Origin of the sequence: Rhodanobacter terrae (assembly GCF_042657005.1) — a bacterium.
GTDB lineage: Bacteria > Pseudomonadota > Gammaproteobacteria > Xanthomonadales > Rhodanobacteraceae > Rhodanobacter > Rhodanobacter terrae.
Window position 1 is genome coordinate 1 of sequence record NZ_JBHSNG010000040.1, and the last position, 19,325, is coordinate 19,325.

Sequence of the window (19,325 nt, forward strand, 5' to 3'; positions counted from 1 at the left end):
ACGACGACATTCAAGCGATTGAAGACAAGCTCAACCAGCGGCCTCGAAAGCGTTTAGACTTCCGTACGCCACAACACGTTTTCGATGTCTCCCTCAACCGTGGTGCACTTCGTAGTTGAATCCGCCGCCCAAGTCAGGCGTTATATCGCAGCACAAAGCGGCAGGATTGGCAGAAGGCGCAAGGCCCTGATGGTGCCGATCATGGTGCGCCGCGAGTCCATGGGTCGATACACTGTCGTGGCGGGTGCCTTCAGGGTAAAGCTCGCTCGCTTGGCCAGGTCGGCACGCCGATTCAATTAGGAAGTGCGCGTTTGAAAGACTTATCGCAACTATCGCGGCGACACTCTATGAGGATGGTGTATGGCGGCCATGACCGACGCCGAATGGCACAAGCTCTACGAGAACTTCGAGACCACGCGCATTCTTGCTGCGGTGGATTCGGTTGACAGCCTTCGGGATGACTTGAACGACCGCGATCACGGCGCGCCACCCGTGATCCGCGATGACCTGCTCAAGCTCCATCAACTCGCGATGGCCGTCGTCAACAACGGTGCACTACGCCAGGCCAGTGAGTTCTTCGACCTTGCCGGCGCATTGGACGATCAGGTCAGCGGCATGAGAGGCGTTGGAGCAGATTCGCGACACCTTGTCGGATCTCATGGGGCTGTATCCGGAAAGCTTGGATTATGCGGACGAAAGCGACGACTGATTCAGCATCGGTTAGGCCGCCCTCACTTCACCCAATAGGTCAGGATGACGATCAAGCACCCTGAGCAACTTCACCAGCGCCAGCGGGGGCTTGGTCTTGCCGGTCTCGTACCGCGAGAACGCATTGACGCCACCGCCGAAGATTTCGGCCGCTTCGCGTTGATCGAGCGCCAGCTTCTTTCTGACACTGGTGATGAAGCTGGGATCGACGATTGAGGCATTCACCTGCTTGTTGAAATCCAGCATCACCGCACTGGTACGTGCCGACTCGGCAACACCAAGGATCATTTCCCCGCAGCTCGGGCAGAAGTCACCGGTGACGTCAGGAATGAGGGTCGATTCGCCCTTGTAGGTGTAGGGCATGTCGCGGGTGTCATGCACAAGTTCCGCGCCTGCGCACGATGGACATTTCATGGTCAGAGCTCCTTGAAGGACACGATGAGTACGTCATCGATGACCGTCAGTTTCAGGTAGACCTCGCCAGCGGGCGTGCTGGGCCGGTACACGTCTTGCCACACCCGATGATCCGCATGCGTGGTCATGCTCTTGTAGAAATCCTTCGGAGTCAGCGAGGCAACCACACCGACGATGCCGACAAAGTCGAAGCCCAAGGCAGCGCCACCGGCCAAGGCCGAGAACGTGGAACGCACCTTGCCGTCCGCAAGCAAAGGTCTTCACGACAGCCAGCTTGCAATGAGGCGTGCTTTTCTCCATACCCCAATACTAACCTAATAGGTTTAGTTTGGCAAGTAGGTTAATGACGCGGCCAGGGCTTCGCTATCGTGTCCAGCCCCATCACTGGAAGATGTGCTCAGCACCAGCCCCATGCTCAGCGATTACCGGAACAGGTGACCAGTTGGACCGGAATCCGCACCTTGGACGCTGATGCGTCACCTGCCGGAGTGCTACCCGCAAGGCATGCGTCTCAAGCACCATTTGATAAAGCCCATGCAAACTCGCAAAGCAATCCGCCACCCGGACGGACGACACCTGCTTGGGGGCGAAACGGGGGAACACCTGGGAGCGGCTTGAAGAACAAACGCCCCTACAAGAGCGCGGTACCTCCCCGATGCCGGAAGTCAGGCCTGCCTATAGTGGATTCGCTCAGCGGATTCAGCAGCAAAACCTGAACGACTGCGCGCCAGATTGAGCCAGGCACCTGGGGTTACGGTAGCCATGGGCGCTTTCCGGGCTTCCCTCGACCAAAACCACGTGCGCAACGTGATCGACACCGGCGGTCGGTGTGTAGTCACCGAGCCGTCACACATTGGTTCAACACCAGACCCAGCAACGTCAAATGTTCGCTGGATGCGACTGCCACGACTTTCGCGCCTTGGAGCAAGTCTTGCGAAGATTGCCTCGCCGAAGTGCGATGCCGGCTCAACCGCGGCGCCACATGGAAGACAGGGCATCGCGCCTGCCTGGCGGCGGCCCACTCATGCCATCTATAAACCGGGATCCGCAGTACACAGTTCACCGATGTTCGGTTGTTGGCATGCGCGGAGAATCGGGACAGCGTGGGGGCGATTACAAGGGTTTCTGATGGTTTGCGGCTTGTTCCGCTATATTGACACGCAGTTCACATAAACATAGCTTGGTTATAGCCTAGAATTCACATAACCATCGCATATCATAACAGACGGGATATAGCCTCCCCCCTCCCGCGATGAGCATTGATCGTCTCTGAACGACCAAGGCATGGATAAGGAGAGACATGCCTCGAAGCAACGGGCCGCCGACCGGAGACTGAAACATGAACCAAAGCAGACTATTAGAAATGACTGAGACAGTCATCGACATCACGGCGCATCTCGCGCGCTCGGCGGCGCACAGAAGCGAAGCGCAGTGTTCATGTGCGACCAGTCTTGAACAGGTGGAATCGGCGTGGCGGTTGGTTTATGAACGCTACTCAGAAATGGGGCTTATCGACAAAAACCCGTTTGGCATGCATGCCGTTCCTACTGCCGTGGGCGAGCATGCATGCGTGATCTGGGGGCCGGAAGGATCGGAAGTCGGCTACACGATGACACTATTCCGCGATAATCCCCTGGGGCTCGCGCTGGATAGCGTATATGCACCCTACCTGGATAAACTTCGACGAAAGGGGCGCCGCCTGCTTGAGGTGGGGATGCTGGCGGACCGTCGCCGGAGTGCTTCACGCGGCGTCGGAGCCCTCTTCAGCATGATGCGGTGGGCCATACATTATGGTTTGCACACCGATTTGACCGATATCGTCATCGGTGTGCATCCGCGGCATGCCGACTTCTACATACGTTGTTACGGCTTCGAAAAATTTGCGCCACCGACAAGCTATGCCTTGGTGCGAAACAACCCAGTGGTGCTCTTGCGCCTCCGCCTGCTCGAAGCACTGGCAAAAGACGTGTTGCCACGGGGGCTCGCTGATGCGTGCGACAACCCGGTACCTAGCAGTGCGTTCTCGCATCGCTTCGCGTTCGAACCGGAGCAACTGAGTGGCTCCCGGATCGCAGGCTTCTTGAAAGACCGCTATTGCGTTGATCCGAGCCAGAAGGCCGAGCTGGCTCCAAGTAAGCTTAGTTTCGCTTTGCAAGCTTGAGGGAACCTATGCTCTGCGCGTCTGTGTCATGTTTTATGACGAGGCCTGCGCAGAGCGGACAGCCGAATTGCACCGCCATTCTGCTGAGCTGGGAGGAGCGCATCGTATTCATCCGACTGGTTGGATCCAAGCTCACCAGCATCAGGCCGGTGTAGCGCGCCCGTATCGTTTCGCTGGCGCCCGAGGGTAAACGGACCAAGGCGATTGCAGCTCGCCTCGCATGCTGGCGCGAACAATAGGCCAAGCATTGACTTGCCGATATCGAGCGTGGCCGACCCGCGTGGCGCGTTCCCTTCGAAGGTCGGCGTGGCCCGACTGATGGAACTGACCCGGCATCGCACGTTGGCGACAGTACTCATTGAGGTACGCGCACGATGGCCGGTGAGCTTGGTATCAGCGCTATCTAAACGTCAAACTGCTACTGCCTCTCCGGCAGAGCCGGGGGAACTCCCTCGGTGGTTTAGCGTCGATCCCTACTACCTCACCCACAAAGCGCAGGAAGCAGGCCATCACCCGGACGTGATCCTCGCCGGCCGGCGCACCAACGACCGTATGGGTCCGTACATCGCCAACGAGGTGATCCGCCTGATGGTGCGTCAGGCATCAACCCGGCCGGCGCGCGCATCCTGTTGCTGGGCCTGGCCTTCAAGGAAAACTGCCCCAAAATGCGCAATACCCGCGTGGTAGACATTGTGCAGGCACTGACCGGCTACAATGCCCACGTCGATATCCATGACCCCTGGGTCGATGCCGAAGAGGCGCACAAGGAATACGGCATAGAGCTGCTGCCTCAGTCAGTCAACGGCACCTATGACGCAGTGATTCTGGCTGTCGGACACCGCGAATTCACCAGCATGGGAGCGGGCGCTATCCGTGCATTAGGTAACGCTGAATCCGTCCTTTATGACGTGAAGTACGTGCTGCCACGCGAAGCTGTTGACGGGAGATTGTGATGAATGATTTGGTCCGGGCACTCCCAGTCGCACTCAAGGAACGTATTCAGGCGTCTTGTCAGAGCTGGCTAGTGACGGGTGCAGCGGGTTTCATTGGTTCCAATCTTGTCGAGGCACTCCTCGCATTGGGCCAGCATGTGGTTGGTCTGGACAATTTCGCTACGGGCTACCAGAGCAATCTTGATGAAATTGAACGGATCGTGGGAGCGCAGGCATGGCGCCAGTTCCATTTCATCACCGGCGACATCCGCAATATCGAAGATTGCCGCAAGGCCTGTGAAGATGTAGAGCACGTACTGCATCAGGCGGCGCTGGGGTCGGTGCCTCGCTCGATTGAAGATCCGTTGGCCATACATGACACCAATTGCACCGGCTCGCTCAACATGCTGTTGGCTGCGCGCGATGCCAAAGTAAGAAGTTTTACCTATGCCGCCAGTAGTGCCACTTACGGCGATCACCCAGGGCTGCCCAAGGTGGAGGATCAGATTGGCAATCTGCTGAGCCCTTACGCCGTAACGAAATATGTCAATGAGCAGTATGCCAGCGTTTTTGCGCGCTGCTACGGATTCAACAGTATTGGTCTGCGTTACTTCAACGTGTTCGGTCCGCGACAGGATCCCGATGGTGCCTATGCAGCGGTCATACCCAAGTGGATAGACAGCCTCATCAAGGGCGAGTCAGTGTTCATCAATGGTGATGGTGAGACCAGCCGCGACTTTTGCTATGTCGCAAACGTGGTGCAGGCGAACTTGCTCGCTGCGACGACGGAAAGTTCCACGGCCTTGAACCACGTCTACAACGTAGCAGTAGGTGAACGTACAACGCTCAACGAGCTTTACTCCCGGCTTCAGGCCAATCTGCTGCCGTACTACGCGCATCTACAAGATGCACGGCCCGTGTATCGCGACTTTCGCGAGGGTGATGTTCGTCATAGTCTGGCCGACATAAGCAAGGCGATTGCGAATCTGGGTTTCACGCCTACGCAAAATATTGGACAAGGGCTGGCCCTGGCGATGCCTTGGTATATGAAACCGCGAGCCTGCTGTGGTCATCAGGATGCGAACCTTCGCAGCAACAGCGGGGATCTCGGGAATACCAATGTAAAGATTCCCACCGGATAACACGCTAGACTGCAGGCAGCACCTTGCTACACTCAAAACCATATGGATCGGGGGGGATGCCCTGTCATGCAGCGGCTGAGGATTGACTTGATCGCAGCCGCGCGGCCCAATTTCATGAAGGTCGCGCCGCTGTTTCACGCGTTGTGCACGCAATCGTGGTGCCGTTTGCGGTTGGTGCATACCGGCCAGCACTACGACCGGAATATGTCGGAAGCTTTTTTTCGCGATCTGAAGTTACCGTCGCCGGATCTGAACCTTGGTGTGGGCAGCGGCAGTCACGCCGAACAGACCGCCAACGTGATGCTCGCCTACGAGCGAGCCTGCGTCGATGATCGACCGAACCTGATCGTCGTGGTTGGGGATGTCAATGCAACGGTTGCCTGTACCTTGGTCGGCGCGAAGCTGTGCATTCCGGTGGCGCATCTGGAGGCCGGGTTGCGCAGCCGCGACCGCCGGATGCCCGAGGAGATCAACCGGCTAGTGACCGATGCGGTGGCCGACATCCTATGGACTCCGTCACCGGACGCGGACGAGAATCTCGCCGCTGAAGGCATTCCGCCGGAAAAGGTCACACGAGTCGGCAATATCATGATCGACTCCTACGAACTGATGCGCGAGCGCATCGATGCCAGTGGCGAGCGGAGCCGGCTCGGACTTGAGAAGCGTGAGTACGTTGTGGTGACACTGCACCGCCCGTCGAATGTGGATGGGCCCGAGTCACTCAATTCACTGATCAGTCAACTGACGGGTATTGCAGCCCGATTGCCACTGGTGTTTCCGGTACATCCGCGCACCCGCAAGAATCTGGAAGCCTTCGGCCTTTGGCCGAAACTGATCGAAGCGCATGATCTGCAAGTCATCGAACCGCTCGGCTACGTGGATTTTATGAACCTCGTTTGCGGCGCTCGCCTGATCATCACGGATTCGGGTGGTGTCCAGGAGGAGACCACGTATCTCGGCATACCCTGCCTGACGTTGCGCGCCACTACCGAACGGCCGATCACCATCACGGAGGGTACCAACCGACTGGTCACCGCCGCCGAGTTGGTGCCAGCGGTAGACGAGATTCTCGCTGGCCACCGGCCGGATGGACGCAAGCCACAGCTCTGGGACGGACATGCCGCGGCACGCGTGATGGCCGACATTCGCAACCGTCTGCTGACTGTGCCGCACTCCGCTACCGAAGAAGCAGCGGTTTCCGCACGCTCCAGCCAGTATGTGCCACGCAATGTGTGAATCCGGGAGAGGACTGAAGGCCGGCTGAGTGCAGCCACCCGCGCCACGCTCCGGGGATCACCCAGATATGCACCTCATCGTCATTACCAGTTACTTGATCGCCGCCGCCGCGTTCCTCGCAGGCACGACACTGCTGGGCGTCGGTTGGCGCGGGCAGCGCACCGGCGCCCTGCTGATCCTGGCCACGCTGATCTCGGTTCTGTGGAGCGCGTTTCTGGCTTACGCCGAGTGGCGGCGCACCGTGGCAATCAGCTGGATACTGACGGCCGAGGTTCTACGCTATGGCGCCTGGCTCGTTTTCCTGGGCACCCTGTCCGATGTCGGGACGATGTCCGGGCTGCTTCGTGGTTTGCGCGTTACTGTGCACGCGTTGTGGATCATGCTCACTCTCTACTGCCTGTGGCCGGTGACAGATTTGCCGCAAACGACCGTGTTGCCGTTCAGCGTCGACGTGCCGCTAGTCGGTGTGCTGGTTCTGGCCCTCGCCGGCGTGGTGTTTCTCGAACAGATCTACCGCAACGTGCAACCGAAACAGCGCTGGGCGCTGAAGTTCCTGGTAATTGCGCTTGGCTTGATGTTCACCTACGACATCTTTTTGTATTCCTACGCGGTGCTCTACCGGCAGTTGAACATCAACGCATGGGCGGCACGCGGTTTCATTGATGCCTTGGTGGTGCCGCTACTGGTGGTGGCGGCGGCCCGCAACCCGCAGTGGTCGCTGGAGGTAGGCGTGTCACGGCGCGCGGTGTTCTATTCCACGAGCCTGCTGGTGGTCGCGTTCTACATCATCGCCACGTCGATCGGTGGTTATTACGTGCGTCTGTACGGAGGCGATTGGGGCCGGGTAGCGGAAATCACGCTTGTCTGCTTTGCGCTGCTGGTCGTTCTGTTAATCACATTCTCCGGTCAGGCGCGTTCCCATCTGCGAGTGTTCCTGCACAAGAACTTCTTCAGTTTCCGTCACGACTATCGCGAGGAATGGCTGCGGTTGTCGGCCACGTTGGCGACCAGCGACTCGGAGCTGCCGCAACGCGCCGTGCAGGCAATGGCGCAGATTATGGACAGCCCGGGGGGCGCACTGTTCATGCGCAGCGATGCTGATGAATTCGTGCCGGAAGCATGCTGGAACATGCCGACGCCGGTCGGCCTGAAGCTTCCATCCTGCTTGCCGGCGTTCGGCATCATGCGCTCACGCCGGTGGATTTATGATTTGAGTGAGCCGCCGCCCCTGGGCGATGAACGGCTGCGGGCGCCCGCCGAATTATGCGCGCTGACACGCGCATGGTTGCTGGTGCCATTGGTGCTGGAAGACCGGCTCATCGGTTTCGTGGTGCTCGCCCATGCACGCGCGAGCCGCGCATTTGATTGGGAGGATATTGATTTGCTCCGGGCAGCCGGCGGTCAGGTAGCGGGCGCCTTGGCGCAGGCGGCCGATGCCCAGCGCGTTGCCGAAGTGCGCCAGTTCGAAGGCTTCAACCGGCTCACCGCGTTTCTGATGCACGACCTCAAGAACCTCGCTGCACAGCAATCCTTGCTGCTGCAGAACGCCGAACGTCACAAGCACAACCCTGCGTTCGTGGACGACATGCTCACGACCGTGGCGAATTCGGTGCATCGCATCTCGCGGCTACTCGAGCAGCTGCGCGGCGAGGCGGTACCCGCCATGCACGGTCGCTTGCAACTCGCGGCAGTGATGCTCAAGGCGATTGACGAATGCCGCTCGCAAGTGCCGCAACCGGAATACCAGCAACCGGCCGCGGATGACCTATGGGTACAAGCAAACTCAGAACAGCTTGCCACGGTGCTGGGACACGTGATCCGCAACGCCCAGGACGCAGCGCAAGCCCACGGTCATGTCACGCTCAGAGTCAAGCGCGAATCCGTACATGCCTCGATCGAAATCGAAGATGACGGAGCTGGTATGGACGAGGACTTCATCCGCAACCGGCTGTTCAAGCCATTTTTCACCACCAAGGCGAGCAGAGGCATGGGTATTGGCGCCTACCAGGCCCGCGAGTATGTGCATTCGCTGGGTGGAGCGATGCGCGTGAACAGTACCCCCGGCCAGGGCACTGTAATCGCTATTCAGCTGCCGCTGGATGAACCTGCGGGCGATGAAACAGTGGCCGGCAGGCTGGGGGCCGCGTCATGAGTCAGAAGCAGCGTTGCCTGTTGATCGTCGAGGATGATATCGGCCTGCAGAGCCAGCTGCGCTGGAGCTTCGAGGATTATGACTTGGTCATAGCCGGCGACCGGCCGACAGCGCTCGCCCTGCTGCGCCGCCACCAGCCGGCGGTTGTGCTGCAGGATCTGGGCCTGCCCCCGGACGCCGCCGGCACGACTGAGGGTTTCGCCACGATTGCAGAAATCCTGGAGGAGGTCCCACACACCAAGATCATTGTAGTCACCGGAAACGGTGACCGTGATAACGCCGTCAAGTCGATCGGCTCCGGCGCCTACGATTTCTGCTTCAAGCCACTGGACCTGGAAGTCCTCCGCATGATTGTGGATCGCGCATTCCGGGTGCACGAACTGGAGGCCGAGAACCGCAGGCTCAGAAGCCAGTCGCCCGCGGTGTTCGAAGGCGTGATCGGCAACAGCACAGCGATGCTCAATGCCTACCGGATGGTTGAGAAAGTCAGTCCCTCGAGCGCCACCGTCCTGCTGCTCGGCGAAACCGGCACCGGCAAGGAGTTGTTCGCGCGTGCGGTACATCGCCTGAGCTCGCGGCACGGCGGACCCTTCGTGGCGATCAACTGCGCGGCCATCCCCGATGCTCTGCTGGAAGCCGAGCTGTTCGGCTACGAGAAGGGCGCCTACACCGGCGCGCACAAGCAAACCAAAGGCAAGATCGAACTGGCCGTCAACGGCAGCCTGCTGCTTGACGAGATCGGCGACATGCCGCTAACGCTGCAGGCCAAGCTGCTGCGTTTTTTCGAGGAGCGGGTGGTCGAGCGCATCGGTGGACGCGAATTGATTCCGGTGGATGTGCGCATCATCTGCGCCACACATCAGGATCTGCCGGCACTGATCCGTGATGGACGCTTCCGCGAAGATCTGTTTTACCGCATCAGCGAAGTGAGCATTCGACTTCCGCCACTGCGTGAACGCGCCGGTGACGCGGTGACTCTCGCGCGTCATTTTCTAGAGCAGGCGGCCAGTCGCCACGGACGCACAGTTCGCGGATTTACCGCCAAGGCGCTCAAGGCGATCGCGGAATATCCGTGGCCCGGTAACGTGCGCGAGTTGGAAAACACAATAAATAGCGCGGTGATCATGGCGGATGAAAAGCAGATCGGACTTGAGGCATTGCACCTTGGAGCAGTCGATGACGATATCCTGGACCTGCAAAAGGTGCGAAACGACGCTGAAAAGCGTGCGATCCAGAGGGCCTTGACCCAAGCTAGCGGCAATCTCTCGCGGGTCGCAAGCTTGCTCGGCATCAGCCGGCCGACAATTTATGATCTTCTGGACAAGCATGGATTGAAGAGGCCAACCAGTCCAGACTGACTCCGCGCGTGGCGCCGGGCGAACTGAGGGTAAAGATATGCGCTTGATCAAGCTCAACACTTGGGTTGTTCGTCTCGGCCTGCCGTTGCTCTGTGTCAACCTGTTGCTGAGCGGTTGCGGCCTGACCGGAGGACATGGCAGCCTTGATGCTGGCAGCAAATATCAAGCCGAAGGAAAGTATCGTGCGGCCTACATCGAGGCCAAGAAGGTCTTGCAGCGCGACAACAAGAACGGTGCCGCGTGGCTACTTCTGGGCCAGGCCTCCTTGATGCTCGGCAATCCGACGGAGGCCCTGAACGACCTGCAAAATGCCCAGGCCAACAGCGTGCCGAAAGCACAATGGGTGGTTCCGATGGGACAGGTGCTACGGGTGACGCAGCAGTACGACAAGCTCCTCAAGATCGTATCTCCCGACAAGCTCACAGACCCGAGGATCGAGGGGCTTACGAACGTGCTGCGCGGCGACGCCTATCTCGGCCTGAATCAGCTTGACCAGGCGAAGCAGTCGTATCAGGCCGCGTTGACGTTGGATCCGAAGGATCCACGCGCACTTGCCGGACTCGCCGAGGCATCGGCGGCCGCCAACGATCTGGATTCCGCCAACACGTACGTGCAACAGGCACTGGCGGCGGCGCCGGAAAATCCGCAGGCCTGGATAGTCAAGGGAGATCTGGCATTCACCAGCCAGGATTTCGCCAGCGCCGAATCGGATTACCAGAAAGTGCTGGGCTTCAAAAACCCCGACTGGCTGCCGCAAGAGCGCTTTTACACGTTGATTCGGCTGGCCAACGCACAGGGGCAACAAAATCAGTACGACAAGGCTCTCGTCAGCATTCAGACACTGGAAAAAATGTCGCCGCAGCAGCCGTTTCCTCACTATCTGCACGCCATGGTGCTGTACAAACAGGGGCATCTGGACGATGCGATTTCCGAGCTTCAACAGGTGCTCAAGGAGCAGCCCGACAATGCGCAGGCGCAGTTTCTCATGGGCACGGTCAACTACGCGCAGGGCGACTACGTCCAGGCGGAAATGCACCTCAGCAATGTCATGGGCATGGACCGGAAAAATGTCCAAGCCCGCAAGTTGCTGGCTCTCACGCTCTATCGCTCAGGCGACTCGCGCCAGGCGCTGGAGATGCTGCGACCCGCCGTACCGGGCAACCCATCCGACACCGAGCTGCTGGCGCTGCTGCAGAGAGCCGTCGCCGAAGGCGCTGGAAAACCTGGGCCGAAAGCTTCCGCAACGAGCACAAACAATCCACCCGATGCTCAGTTCGCTCAGGTTGGCAAAGCCTTGGACAGCGGAAATGAATCCGAAGCGATCCGCCTGCTGAAGGAGAAGCCCGCGGGGGATGCCTCCGCCGAGGCGCGACGCAACCGCTTTCTGGTCATGACTTATGTACGCGAGCAGCACCCGGCCGATGCGGTAAAGGTGGCGGCTGAGTATGCCGCCAAGAATCCGCACGACAGTGCCGCGCACCTGTTGTACGGGACCGCACTGGTTGCAGCCGGTCGGCGTACTGAAGCACGCGCCGAATATTCCGAGGCCCACAAGCTGGACCCCAAGAGTCTCGCTGTGCTCCTGAATCTGGGCAACCTGGATTCACTCGAGGGCCATTACGGAGATGCTGACGTTCAGTACAGAGCGGTGTTGGCACAGAACCCGCAAAACGACGTGGCCATGACCTCAATCGGCCGGCTTGCCATGCTGCAAGGCAACAAAGCGGAGGCCCTTAAATGGTTCAAGCAGGCCATCGAAGCGGCGCCGAAATCCGCTGCCCCCTATTTCGGGCTGGTAGTGGTGTACAGCGAAAGCGGTCAATTCGACGATGCAGAGAGCACCGCCAAACGCCTGGTGGATGCGGACCCCAACAATCCTGCAGCTCTTAATGTCCTCGGAGCGACGGAACTCAATGCCGGCCATCAGGCCAACGCGCTGAACTCGCTGCAGCAAGCCGTGAAACTCGCGCCGCATGTGTCCTTGTACCGCACCAATTTGGCACGTGCACAACTCATCAACAAGGACACCAAGGACGCCAAAGACAATCTTACCCAGGTGATCAAGGCTGACCCCGGTCAGGTAACGGCGGTGACGCTGCTCGCGTTCATGAAATTGCAGGACCATGATCTGCCGGGCGCGATTTCCCTGGCGCAAACACTGCAGAAACAAACCGCCTCCAAGGCCGCTGGATTCAGTCTTGAAGGGGATCTATATATGGCAAGCAAATCCTGGGGCAAGGCCGCGCAAGCCTACCAGCAAGGATTGAAGCTGCAGTATGACCGCTCCCTGGTGATCAAGAACTTTCAAGCACTTAGCGAAGGCGCGGCCAAGGAGCCGGAAGGGGTACTGCGTGACTGGTTGGTCAAACATCCGGACGATCCCGCCACGCGCCTGCTGTTGGCCCAGTACTACCTGAACCACGCGCAGAACACCCAGGCTGCCAGCCAGTACGAACGCGTGTTGAAGACTTATCCGTCCGACATCGGCGCACTCAACAACCTCGCCTGGATTTACTCCGAGCAACATAATCCCATGGCACTGGCACTGGCGGAGCGGGCCTTCAAGTTGGCGCCTGACTCACCCGGCATTGCGGACACATATGGCTGGGCACTGATCGCAAACAACCAGCCCAAAACGGCCCTGCCGATCCTCATGCAAGCGGTCAAGGCGACTCCACAGGTTCTGGTCATCCAATATCATCTGGCTGTGGCCCAGGCGCGCACCGGCGACACTGTCGGCGCGCGAACCACCCTCAAGGCACTGCAAAAAACAGGCGCTGATTTTAAGGACAAGCAGGAGGCGGAAAAGCTCTACCGCGAGCTGGGCGGTGCAGCCGGGGGCGGCCCCGGTAAGTAGTGCCATTTCTTGGCTACCTTCGTAGTTCACTTACGACCGCCACTCCCCCTCCCCCCGCAGGAGCGGGTAATCGTACGCAACTTGCGCCAGACAGTTGATGACGGTATGGGTGGGTGGCGCACGAAGTCGTACCCTCAACCTTGCTTCGCGCACCAAACTGTCTAGCCCGGATCATCCTCGCCAGCCCCTCGGCCCTCGCTGGTGCTCCTGGTGCGCGCTGCCAGCTGCAGTACGCTCGCACCAATGCCCGCAACCATCACTGACCAATCACCGGTGACCTGGCACTGTGCGCGAGAATCAGCGTCCGGAGGATTGTTCGGATCTAACCTGTGGTGCCGATTCATGGCCATTCCCCGCATTCCGTTGGTAAGCGCGCATCTGGCGGTGGCGGCCGCGCCTTCAAATGATGCCGCCGCCCGCTGGGAACTCGGCCAAATCAGACCGTGGTTTGAAATGATGATGCTCCGTGTTTGGCATGCGTTGACCAACATCGGCGATGGTGCCGTGCTTATGCCGTGTGCGGTGATCCTCTTCGCGTGGTTGATCTCAGCCCCGCTCACCCGACGCACCGGTTGGTGCTGGCTGGTCGCCGTGTTGCTGGTGGGCGGGGGCGTAGCGCTGAGCAAAATGCTTTACATGATTTCGGGATGGCACCCTGCCGGATGGAACTTCATCGGCCTGAGCGGACATGCTGCACTCTCGTTTCTGTTCTGGCCCTCAGCCGGCGCGATCGTCACTGGTCGCAACCGAACCGGACTGCGTGTCGCCACGGTCGGTCTAGGCGCGGGTCTCGCCCTCGCCATCTCGGCCGCGAGTTGGGAGCTGGGCTACCATTCCCTATCGGAAGTCATTGTGGGAGCCCTGTGGGGCGCGATGGTCGCGACGGTCTTTCTGCTACTCACGTGGCGACAGGCAGCGGAAGCGCCGTTGGTGCGCAAGTGGATGATCGCCAGTATGTTGCTGTCGGTGCTCGTCGCCTTCGGGCACGAGTTTCCCTCGAAGCGCGTTCTAAGCTGGATCGCATGGCGGGTGGGTCTGCATGCTGCTGTTCATACGCGTACCCATATGGGTCCGCAGCAACAGTTGCCCAAATGATTGCTTACCAGATCACTTGCGATTCCATTCGATTCACCACAACACCAAGGATATCGATATTCTGACGAACACCCGAGCGCACCCGGTGGACATGGTGTTGAGCCGGATGTGCGGATTCCCCCGTGTTCGCTTTCGGACTGACTGATGGTGGCCCGACAGTCACGGCCCTGTTTTTGTTGCTTGGCACACTCTGGGGGTTCTTCGTCCATGCGAACGCGCGCTGGCGCTTCGGTTTTCTGGAGCACGCTATTGCCACCCCGTTTTTTCATCGATGGCACCACACCAATGACGGCCGACGTGACGGCACCTATGCTGCGATGTTTCCGTTCGTCGACCGCTTGTTCGGCACCCACCATGCTCCATATCATTGGCGGCTGATTCAACAATGAAGTGCGACGCCAGCGCAACGCTGCAGAGGCCCGGGTGCCGTGTATACGGCACTCCGCGAGCCCCTTCCCACAACAAGCTTCTCCCGACAATTATCCGTATTTCGCGATCTTTCCGGGTTCGGCTCGACACCGAGCCGCCGCCGCGCATCCGCTGCGAATAGCGGCAGGCCTGCCGCAATCCTCAGCCGGCTTTCCCCTCCGGCTCCAGCGCGAGGAGTTTCGATTTCATCGGACGAATGGTCTGCGGCAGTGTAGCGGGCGCCCTGTCTGGCAGCCTTACCGATGGCCGAGATAGAGCCCCAGCAAAATCAGCCCGACCCCGATAATCCAGCCGATCGACATCGCAAGCGCGAGCCGGCCAATCCTGACACTTTTCAATCGCCAGACCAGATCAGACAACAGACACCACAGGCTGGTGAATACGACAAACGCAAAAATGCCCCAACCCAGATGACCGGAGGTCCAGAAAAAACCATTCATGGGGCAGCCAAACCTTCGGCAACCGCTGTTTGTCCTGCCCAGACGCGATCTCCCGTGCGCACCAACAGCTTGGTGGCAGCGGGCAGTTCGAGCACCACCGTGCTACCGAGCAATATCCTGCCGATCCTCTGGCCGCGCTCAATCGCCTCGCCTTCGCGAACCCATGTCTCGATGCGCCGCGCCGCGATGCTGGTGATCAAGCGCACTGCGATTTGTTCGCCGCCGCTCTCGATCACGAGGCGTTTTTGCACCGGGCAAGATTTCTCCCGCAGAAACGAAAACTCCCTTCCCTCGCCGTCCATGAAGTCGTCGCCGTGCGACTCCACGCTGAGCACTATCCCTGCGAGCGGACTGCGTTGCACATGCATATCCCAGAAGCTGAGCGCGATCACCAAATAGCGTACCTCTCCGCGTATATCCGCACTGGTCACCAGCCCATCCGCCGGAGCCAGCATGCAGGTACCGTGAGGCGCGATCCGCTCCGGATCACTGTAAAAATGGCGCAGAAACGCATGCTGAAATTCACCACGCTGCAACCAAGAGCGGATTTGCATTTCCGGCCAGCGCTTGCGTGGCGCAAGCCAGCGCCTTATCAGTGGCGATGGGTACGGAAAATAAATCGCCCACACCACGATGCCCGCGACCAGCAGACACAAGATCACGATTTGCAGAACAAGTACCATCATTTATTGTATGCCCCGATGAATGCCCGATCTCGACTGCAGACGCGTGGCGTGTAAACCCCGCGAAATCGCTTCTTGCAATTGCCTGCAGGATAGACTCAGAACCGTCATCAACTCAGTACAGGCTACGGTATTGTAGAGCCGAAGCTGAAAGGCTTCTCCATCAAGCGCGCTCGATTTCCCAGCCCCTCGAAATCCACGACCGTTCTCCGTGTGAACTTGCAAATACAAGGACGAAAGGGTTCTACTGGCGGACCTTCGGTACCGATCAGGAGTCTTTGATGAATCAAGTCCTTGTGAAGGTGCTGTACGGGTACGCGGGTGGCGTACTGCTCATCGGTGCTGTGAACGCGCAAGCGGAAGCCGTGGTGACGGATAACGTAGTCAGTATGGTCGCGCAATCGCAGACCTTCGTTCCAGTCACCTTCGGGCAGGTCTTCAAGGACGGCGACATACCCCGGGGCGCGACAGTTACCGCCACCCTCAACGACCAACCGATAACTTTACAGGTTGACAGCAAGGCGGCCAACCCGGACGGCAGCTTGCGCCACGCTGTGCTGACGACGATGGTGCCAGCGCTACCGGGTCACGCAAAGTTGCACTTGACGCTTTCCGCTGGCCCGACGCCAACCGCGCCAGGACCAGGCAAGCCTGTCAGTTTGTCGCAACTGCTCGCAACAAACTACAACGCCAAAATGGCGATCAATATCGGCGGCACAAACTACACGGCAGATGCCCGCGCGCTGTTGCAGGCAGCCAACAATACGAGTACGTGCAAACCGTGGGACAAACATTGCAACCTGTGGCTTTCCGGCCCGCTTGTCAGCGAGTGGGTGGTAAACGGCCCAGTGACGGCGGCAGATGGCACGATCAACCCGAACTTGAGAATCTACTTCGCGGTGCGCGCCTATGCCGGCGGTTCCTCTGGCGCCGTGCCGCAGGTACGGACCGATGTCATCGTGGAAAATACCTCGGCCTTCACGCCGCAGGCGCAACCGCAATACACCGCGACCCTCACCTCGGGGGACGCGACTTACACCAGCCCGGCACTCACGCAGTACGCCTACACGCGCTGGCATCAGGTGCTGTGGTGGAACAAGGCCCAACCCAAAATCTATTTGCAACAGGACACCCAGTACATCCAGGCCAGCAAGGCGGTGTCGCGCTATATGCCGCTGAAGCCAGATGAGAAATTTCTTAGCAGCTTGCGCCAGTCTTGCGCACCCCTGGACCATTGTGACCAGACCCAAGCCATGGGTACCACTGGCGCGCAAGCTGCGATCGGTCCGCTGCCGCGCTGGACCAGCGTTTACATCGTCGATCCCGACGTTCGTGCTTACAACTGGATGCTCGCCAACACCGACGCACTCGGCGCGTACAGCATCCATTACCGTGACGAACAAACGGGATGGCCAATAAGCATCCAGAAGCACCCCTATGTAACCATCATCAACTGGGCATCGGCGAGCAAGCTTGCAACACAGAACAGCACGAAAGGCGCGGCATACAAGGCGGATCTGTTGCCGGGCTGCACCAACAATGCAGTAATCTCGAAGTGCACAACGGCATGGTACGGCACCGGCAACCCCTATTCATGGGACAACGCGCACCAGCCTTCAGAAGGGTATGTGTCCTACATGGTGACAGGCGATTACTACTACATGTCGGAACTCGCTTTCGGGGCATCACACAATGAAATTTGGTCGGGCGAGGCCTATCGTGGGTTTACCAAAGGCCTGATTGACGACGCACACAGTCAGGTGCGCGGCAAGGCCTGGGTACTCCGCGAGATGGCCGATGGGGCGTGGCTACTGCCGGACGACCACCCATTGAAGGCAGAATTCAGGGCCGACGTGGAGAACTCACTTGCCGACTGGAATACGAAATATAGTAACAACCCGAATGCCAATCCGCTGGCGATTATGGACAGCGGCGCCACCTATACCGTGGTAAACGGACAGAACAAGCCCACTGGGGAGAAAGGCATGGCGCCGTGGATGCACAATTTCCTGACTTGGTCGGCGGGGCATGCGGCGGAACTCGGTTTTGTGGGTGCGTCGGAGTTTCGCAACTGGCTAGCCAAGTTCGAAATTGGCTTGATGACGGACTGGCAGGCCAATCCAAGTCACGGCTATTGTTGGCTGGAAGCTTCGGCCTACACAGCTGTGGTTACCGACGCCACTGGGAAGAACTACCTTCCGTCGTACAGTGCCGTGTATGCGGCGACGTTCCCGAGTTTGGTTGGACTAGCCTGCAATTCACCGACCATGGTGACCGCCATGGGGGTGCTGGAAAGGAAACCGTGGCAAGCCGGCGAGATGCACGGCTATGCTTACTCAGCCACGGGTTACCCAGCCAACCTGCAGATCGGCGTTGCGGCTGCAGCAGACAGCGGCCTGCCGAACGCAAAGGCTGCGTGGGAGCTGTTCGATTCCCGCAGCGCGAAACCCAGTAGGACCAATGCCTACAACAACTATCCCAACTTCGCGGTCGTGCCACGCTTCTTTTCGCACTGACCTACCCCGACCGCCTCCCGGCGTCGAGCATCCGCTTGGCGCCGCACCGGGGCGCTGGCCTGTCCGGCTTAGCCTTCGTCCGATGCGAAGCGGGTTTAACCAGCAGCTTTGGTATCCGCTCGTGTCACAGCTGCTCGGACCGAGCGAACGCCACGTCTACATAAAGAAGCGGGCCTCCTGTCTTCTGTTGCGTGAGTACAGGGAAATCAATCAAGCGGAATCCATTGCTTTTCATGAATGCTCCGATTTCGATCAAATCCGGCTCCCCCTCCTGCCGTTTCAAGATCGCGACTTCCATGAGAACGACGTCAGTTTGTTCCAGTATTTTCACGGCGCCACGCAACACTTCGAGTTCGAAGCCCTCCGTATCGATCTTCACGAAAAATGGGCCCTGCAGTTCGCGATAAGTATCCAATGGAACGACGTGTATCTCGCCAGACTTTTCTGAAGCTCCCCAGCGTTGTTCATTCTCCGCGTTCGGTGGCAAGAATGACGACCCAGTAGGGCTGCTCAGCAAGCGGTAGATCGGAAGGTGCTGCTCCTTGCTGCCGACTCCCACAAGATGGTACTCGGCGTCAATACGACGACAAATTTCCTGTAGCTCTGGTTCAAACTCTCTTTGAGGCTCAATCAATACGAAATGGGCTTGCGGAAATGCCTCATATAGCCACGGCGTACCGTTTCCCACACCTATATCAAATACGGTTCGAGGCTGCACTCCCGCCTCCACCATGCGCCTGAGAAATCCCGAGTATCCAGATGGAGGGGAACCAACTATTTTCAGCTCGTAGCCAAAGCGTGCGATCAATCGCTCCGCGGCCGTGCGCAATATCCCTCTGATGCCCATTGATTCACCTGTGACGTCTCGCTTGATTCAATTCCTCGGCCCGTCTGGCGCCTGCGCACTGGGCGTGAATCGATAGTGCGATAGGGGTGGCCTGAATAAGTCCGAATTTTCCAATACTTGTCACCGCAAGTCATCCGGAAAATTTCAAGCTAGTTGTCGCCTCAATGATTAATTTTCAGGCGGCTTTTCGTTCCTGGTTACGAGCTGTCGTGATGGCGTCCTGGTCGTCGTCCTGGTCGGGATTCAGATGGACGGTATGGATGCGCGTCCAGTTGCGCGTAGCGCCTTTCCAACGTAGCGGCTGAGATTGACGTGCGGCTTCGTAGAGCGCGACGCGTTGATCCAGGATGGCCTG

At 59.0% G+C, this 19,325-nt stretch carries 17 protein-coding genes; 11 read left to right on the forward strand and 6 right to left on the reverse strand.

The annotated features are described in order from the left end of the window. The first annotated feature begins 360 nt into the window (after positions 1–360). Positions 361–747 carry a hypothetical protein gene (locus ACFPPB_RS19225; RefSeq protein ID WP_377330096.1) on the forward strand — a complete coding sequence of 129 codons (387 nt, stop codon included), beginning with the start codon at positions 361–363 and terminating at the stop codon, positions 745–747. Here ACFPPB_RS19225 and ACFPPB_RS19230 read toward each other — a convergent pair. After that, positions 721–1,122: a type II toxin-antitoxin system MqsA family antitoxin gene (locus ACFPPB_RS19230; protein ID WP_377330099.1), complete on the reverse strand. Its 402-nt coding sequence runs from the start codon at positions 1,120–1,122 to the stop codon at positions 721–723. The genes ACFPPB_RS19225 and ACFPPB_RS19230 overlap by 27 nt on opposite strands. A 2-nt stretch (positions 1,123–1,124) precedes the next feature. After that, entirely contained in the window at positions 1,125–1,358 is a 234-nt protein-coding gene (locus tag ACFPPB_RS19235) for a type II toxin-antitoxin system MqsR family toxin (protein ID WP_377330100.1), read from the reverse strand. 1,103 nt (positions 1,359–2,461) lie between these two features. Here ACFPPB_RS19235 and ACFPPB_RS19240 point away from each other — a divergent pair. From ACFPPB_RS19240 to ACFPPB_RS19280, 9 genes are all read left to right on the forward strand, one after another. After that, a complete protein-coding gene (locus tag ACFPPB_RS19240) occupies positions 2,462–3,283 on the forward strand; it encodes an N-acyl amino acid synthase FeeM domain-containing protein (RefSeq protein WP_377330102.1) in 822 nt (273 codons plus the stop codon). Between the two features lie 665 nt (positions 3,284–3,948). After that, complete coding sequence (locus ACFPPB_RS19245) at positions 3,949–4,236, forward strand: UDP binding domain-containing protein (protein ID WP_377330104.1); 288 nt, start codon at positions 3,949–3,951, stop codon at positions 4,234–4,236. Then, on the forward strand, positions 4,236–5,357 hold the full coding sequence (locus tag ACFPPB_RS19250; protein ID WP_377330106.1) for an SDR family oxidoreductase: 1,122 nt from the start codon (positions 4,236–4,238) through the stop codon (positions 5,355–5,357). Before ACFPPB_RS19245 ends, ACFPPB_RS19250 begins: the two co-directional genes overlap by 1 nt. Before the next feature lie 66 nt (positions 5,358–5,423). After that, a complete protein-coding gene (gene wecB, locus ACFPPB_RS19255) occupies positions 5,424–6,593 on the forward strand; it encodes a non-hydrolyzing UDP-N-acetylglucosamine 2-epimerase (RefSeq protein ID WP_377330108.1) in 1,170 nt (389 codons plus the stop codon). A gap of 67 nt (positions 6,594–6,660) precedes the next feature. Beyond that, positions 6,661–8,745, forward strand: coding sequence for an XrtA/PEP-CTERM system histidine kinase PrsK (prsK, locus tag ACFPPB_RS19260; protein WP_377330110.1), 2,085 nt, complete (start codon positions 6,661–6,663; stop codon positions 8,743–8,745). Further along, the gene (gene prsR / locus ACFPPB_RS19265; protein WP_377330112.1) at positions 8,742–10,103 is read left to right on the forward strand and encodes a PEP-CTERM-box response regulator transcription factor; all 1,362 of its coding nucleotides are present in this window, start codon (positions 8,742–8,744) and stop codon (positions 10,101–10,103) included. The genes prsK and prsR overlap by 4 nt, the downstream gene beginning before the upstream one ends. 37 nt (positions 10,104–10,140) lie before the next feature. Beyond that, positions 10,141–12,960 carry an XrtA/PEP-CTERM system TPR-repeat protein PrsT gene (gene prsT, locus ACFPPB_RS19270; protein WP_377330114.1) on the forward strand — a complete coding sequence of 940 codons (2,820 nt, stop codon included), beginning with the start codon at positions 10,141–10,143 and terminating at the stop codon, positions 12,958–12,960. Between the two features lie 342 nt (positions 12,961–13,302). After that, positions 13,303–14,055 carry a phosphatase PAP2 family protein gene (locus ACFPPB_RS19275; protein ID WP_377330116.1) on the forward strand — a complete coding sequence of 251 codons (753 nt, stop codon included), beginning with the start codon at positions 13,303–13,305 and terminating at the stop codon, positions 14,053–14,055. Positions 14,056–14,177: 122 nt separating this feature from the next. Further along, a complete protein-coding gene (locus ACFPPB_RS19280; protein WP_377330118.1) occupies positions 14,178–14,444 on the forward strand; it encodes a sterol desaturase family protein in 267 nt (88 codons plus the stop codon). A 276-nt stretch (positions 14,445–14,720) separates the two neighbouring features. On the opposite strand, the gene ACFPPB_RS19285 is transcribed toward ACFPPB_RS19280, so the two are convergent. Both ACFPPB_RS19285 and ACFPPB_RS19290 read right to left on the reverse strand, forming a co-directional pair. Continuing rightward, entirely contained in the window at positions 14,721–14,924 is a 204-nt protein-coding gene (locus ACFPPB_RS19285; RefSeq protein WP_377330120.1) for a hypothetical protein, read from the reverse strand. Beyond that, a complete protein-coding gene (locus ACFPPB_RS19290; RefSeq protein WP_377330122.1) occupies positions 14,921–15,610 on the reverse strand; it encodes a phosphatidylserine decarboxylase in 690 nt (229 codons plus the stop codon). The genes ACFPPB_RS19285 and ACFPPB_RS19290 overlap by 4 nt, the downstream gene beginning before the upstream one ends. Before the next feature lie 278 nt (positions 15,611–15,888). Between ACFPPB_RS19290 and ACFPPB_RS19295 the strand changes: the two genes are divergently transcribed. Next, entirely contained in the window at positions 15,889–18,123 is a 2,235-nt protein-coding gene (locus ACFPPB_RS19295; protein ID WP_377330124.1) for a hypothetical protein, read from the forward strand. 124 nt (positions 18,124–18,247) lie between these two features. Here the strand turns inward: ACFPPB_RS19295 and ACFPPB_RS19300 are convergent, their stop codons facing one another. Both ACFPPB_RS19300 and ACFPPB_RS19305 read right to left on the reverse strand, forming a co-directional pair. Continuing rightward, on the reverse strand, positions 18,248–18,970 hold the full coding sequence (locus ACFPPB_RS19300) for an FkbM family methyltransferase (RefSeq protein WP_377330126.1): 723 nt from the start codon (positions 18,968–18,970) through the stop codon (positions 18,248–18,250). Between the two features lie 175 nt (positions 18,971–19,145). Further along, a partial coding sequence (locus ACFPPB_RS19305) for a hypothetical protein (RefSeq protein WP_377330127.1) occupies positions 19,146–19,325 on the reverse strand: 180 nt, incomplete at its 5' end.

Bases quoted from the DNA above. Each gene is read 5' to 3' on its own strand.
- ACFPPB_RS19225 (WP_377330096.1), top strand. From the start codon at position 361: ATGGCGGCCATGACCGACGCCGAATGGCACAAGCTCTACGAGAACTTC.
- ACFPPB_RS19230 (WP_377330099.1), bottom strand. From the start codon at position 1,122: ATGAAATGTCCATCGTGCGCAGGCGCGGAACTTGTGCATGACACCCGC.
- ACFPPB_RS19240 (WP_377330102.1), top strand. From the start codon at position 2,462: ATGAACCAAAGCAGACTATTAGAAATGACTGAGACAGTCATCGACATC.
- ACFPPB_RS19245 (WP_377330104.1), top strand. From the start codon at position 3,949: ATGCGCAATACCCGCGTGGTAGACATTGTGCAGGCACTGACCGGCTAC.
- ACFPPB_RS19250 (WP_377330106.1), top strand. From the start codon at position 4,236: ATGAATGATTTGGTCCGGGCACTCCCAGTCGCACTCAAGGAACGTATT.
- wecB (WP_377330108.1), top strand. From the start codon at position 5,424: ATGCAGCGGCTGAGGATTGACTTGATCGCAGCCGCGCGGCCCAATTTC.
- prsK (WP_377330110.1), top strand. From the start codon at position 6,661: ATGCACCTCATCGTCATTACCAGTTACTTGATCGCCGCCGCCGCGTTC.
- prsR (WP_377330112.1), top strand. From the start codon at position 8,742: ATGAGTCAGAAGCAGCGTTGCCTGTTGATCGTCGAGGATGATATCGGC.
- prsT (WP_377330114.1), top strand. From the start codon at position 10,141: ATGCGCTTGATCAAGCTCAACACTTGGGTTGTTCGTCTCGGCCTGCCG.
- ACFPPB_RS19275 (WP_377330116.1), top strand. From the start codon at position 13,303: ATGGCCATTCCCCGCATTCCGTTGGTAAGCGCGCATCTGGCGGTGGCG.
- ACFPPB_RS19285 (WP_377330120.1), bottom strand. From the start codon at position 14,924: ATGAATGGTTTTTTCTGGACCTCCGGTCATCTGGGTTGGGGCATTTTT.
- ACFPPB_RS19290 (WP_377330122.1), bottom strand. From the start codon at position 15,610: ATGATGGTACTTGTTCTGCAAATCGTGATCTTGTGTCTGCTGGTCGCG.
- ACFPPB_RS19295 (WP_377330124.1), top strand. From the start codon at position 15,889: ATGAATCAAGTCCTTGTGAAGGTGCTGTACGGGTACGCGGGTGGCGTA.
- ACFPPB_RS19300 (WP_377330126.1), bottom strand. From the start codon at position 18,970: ATGGGCATCAGAGGGATATTGCGCACGGCCGCGGAGCGATTGATCGCA.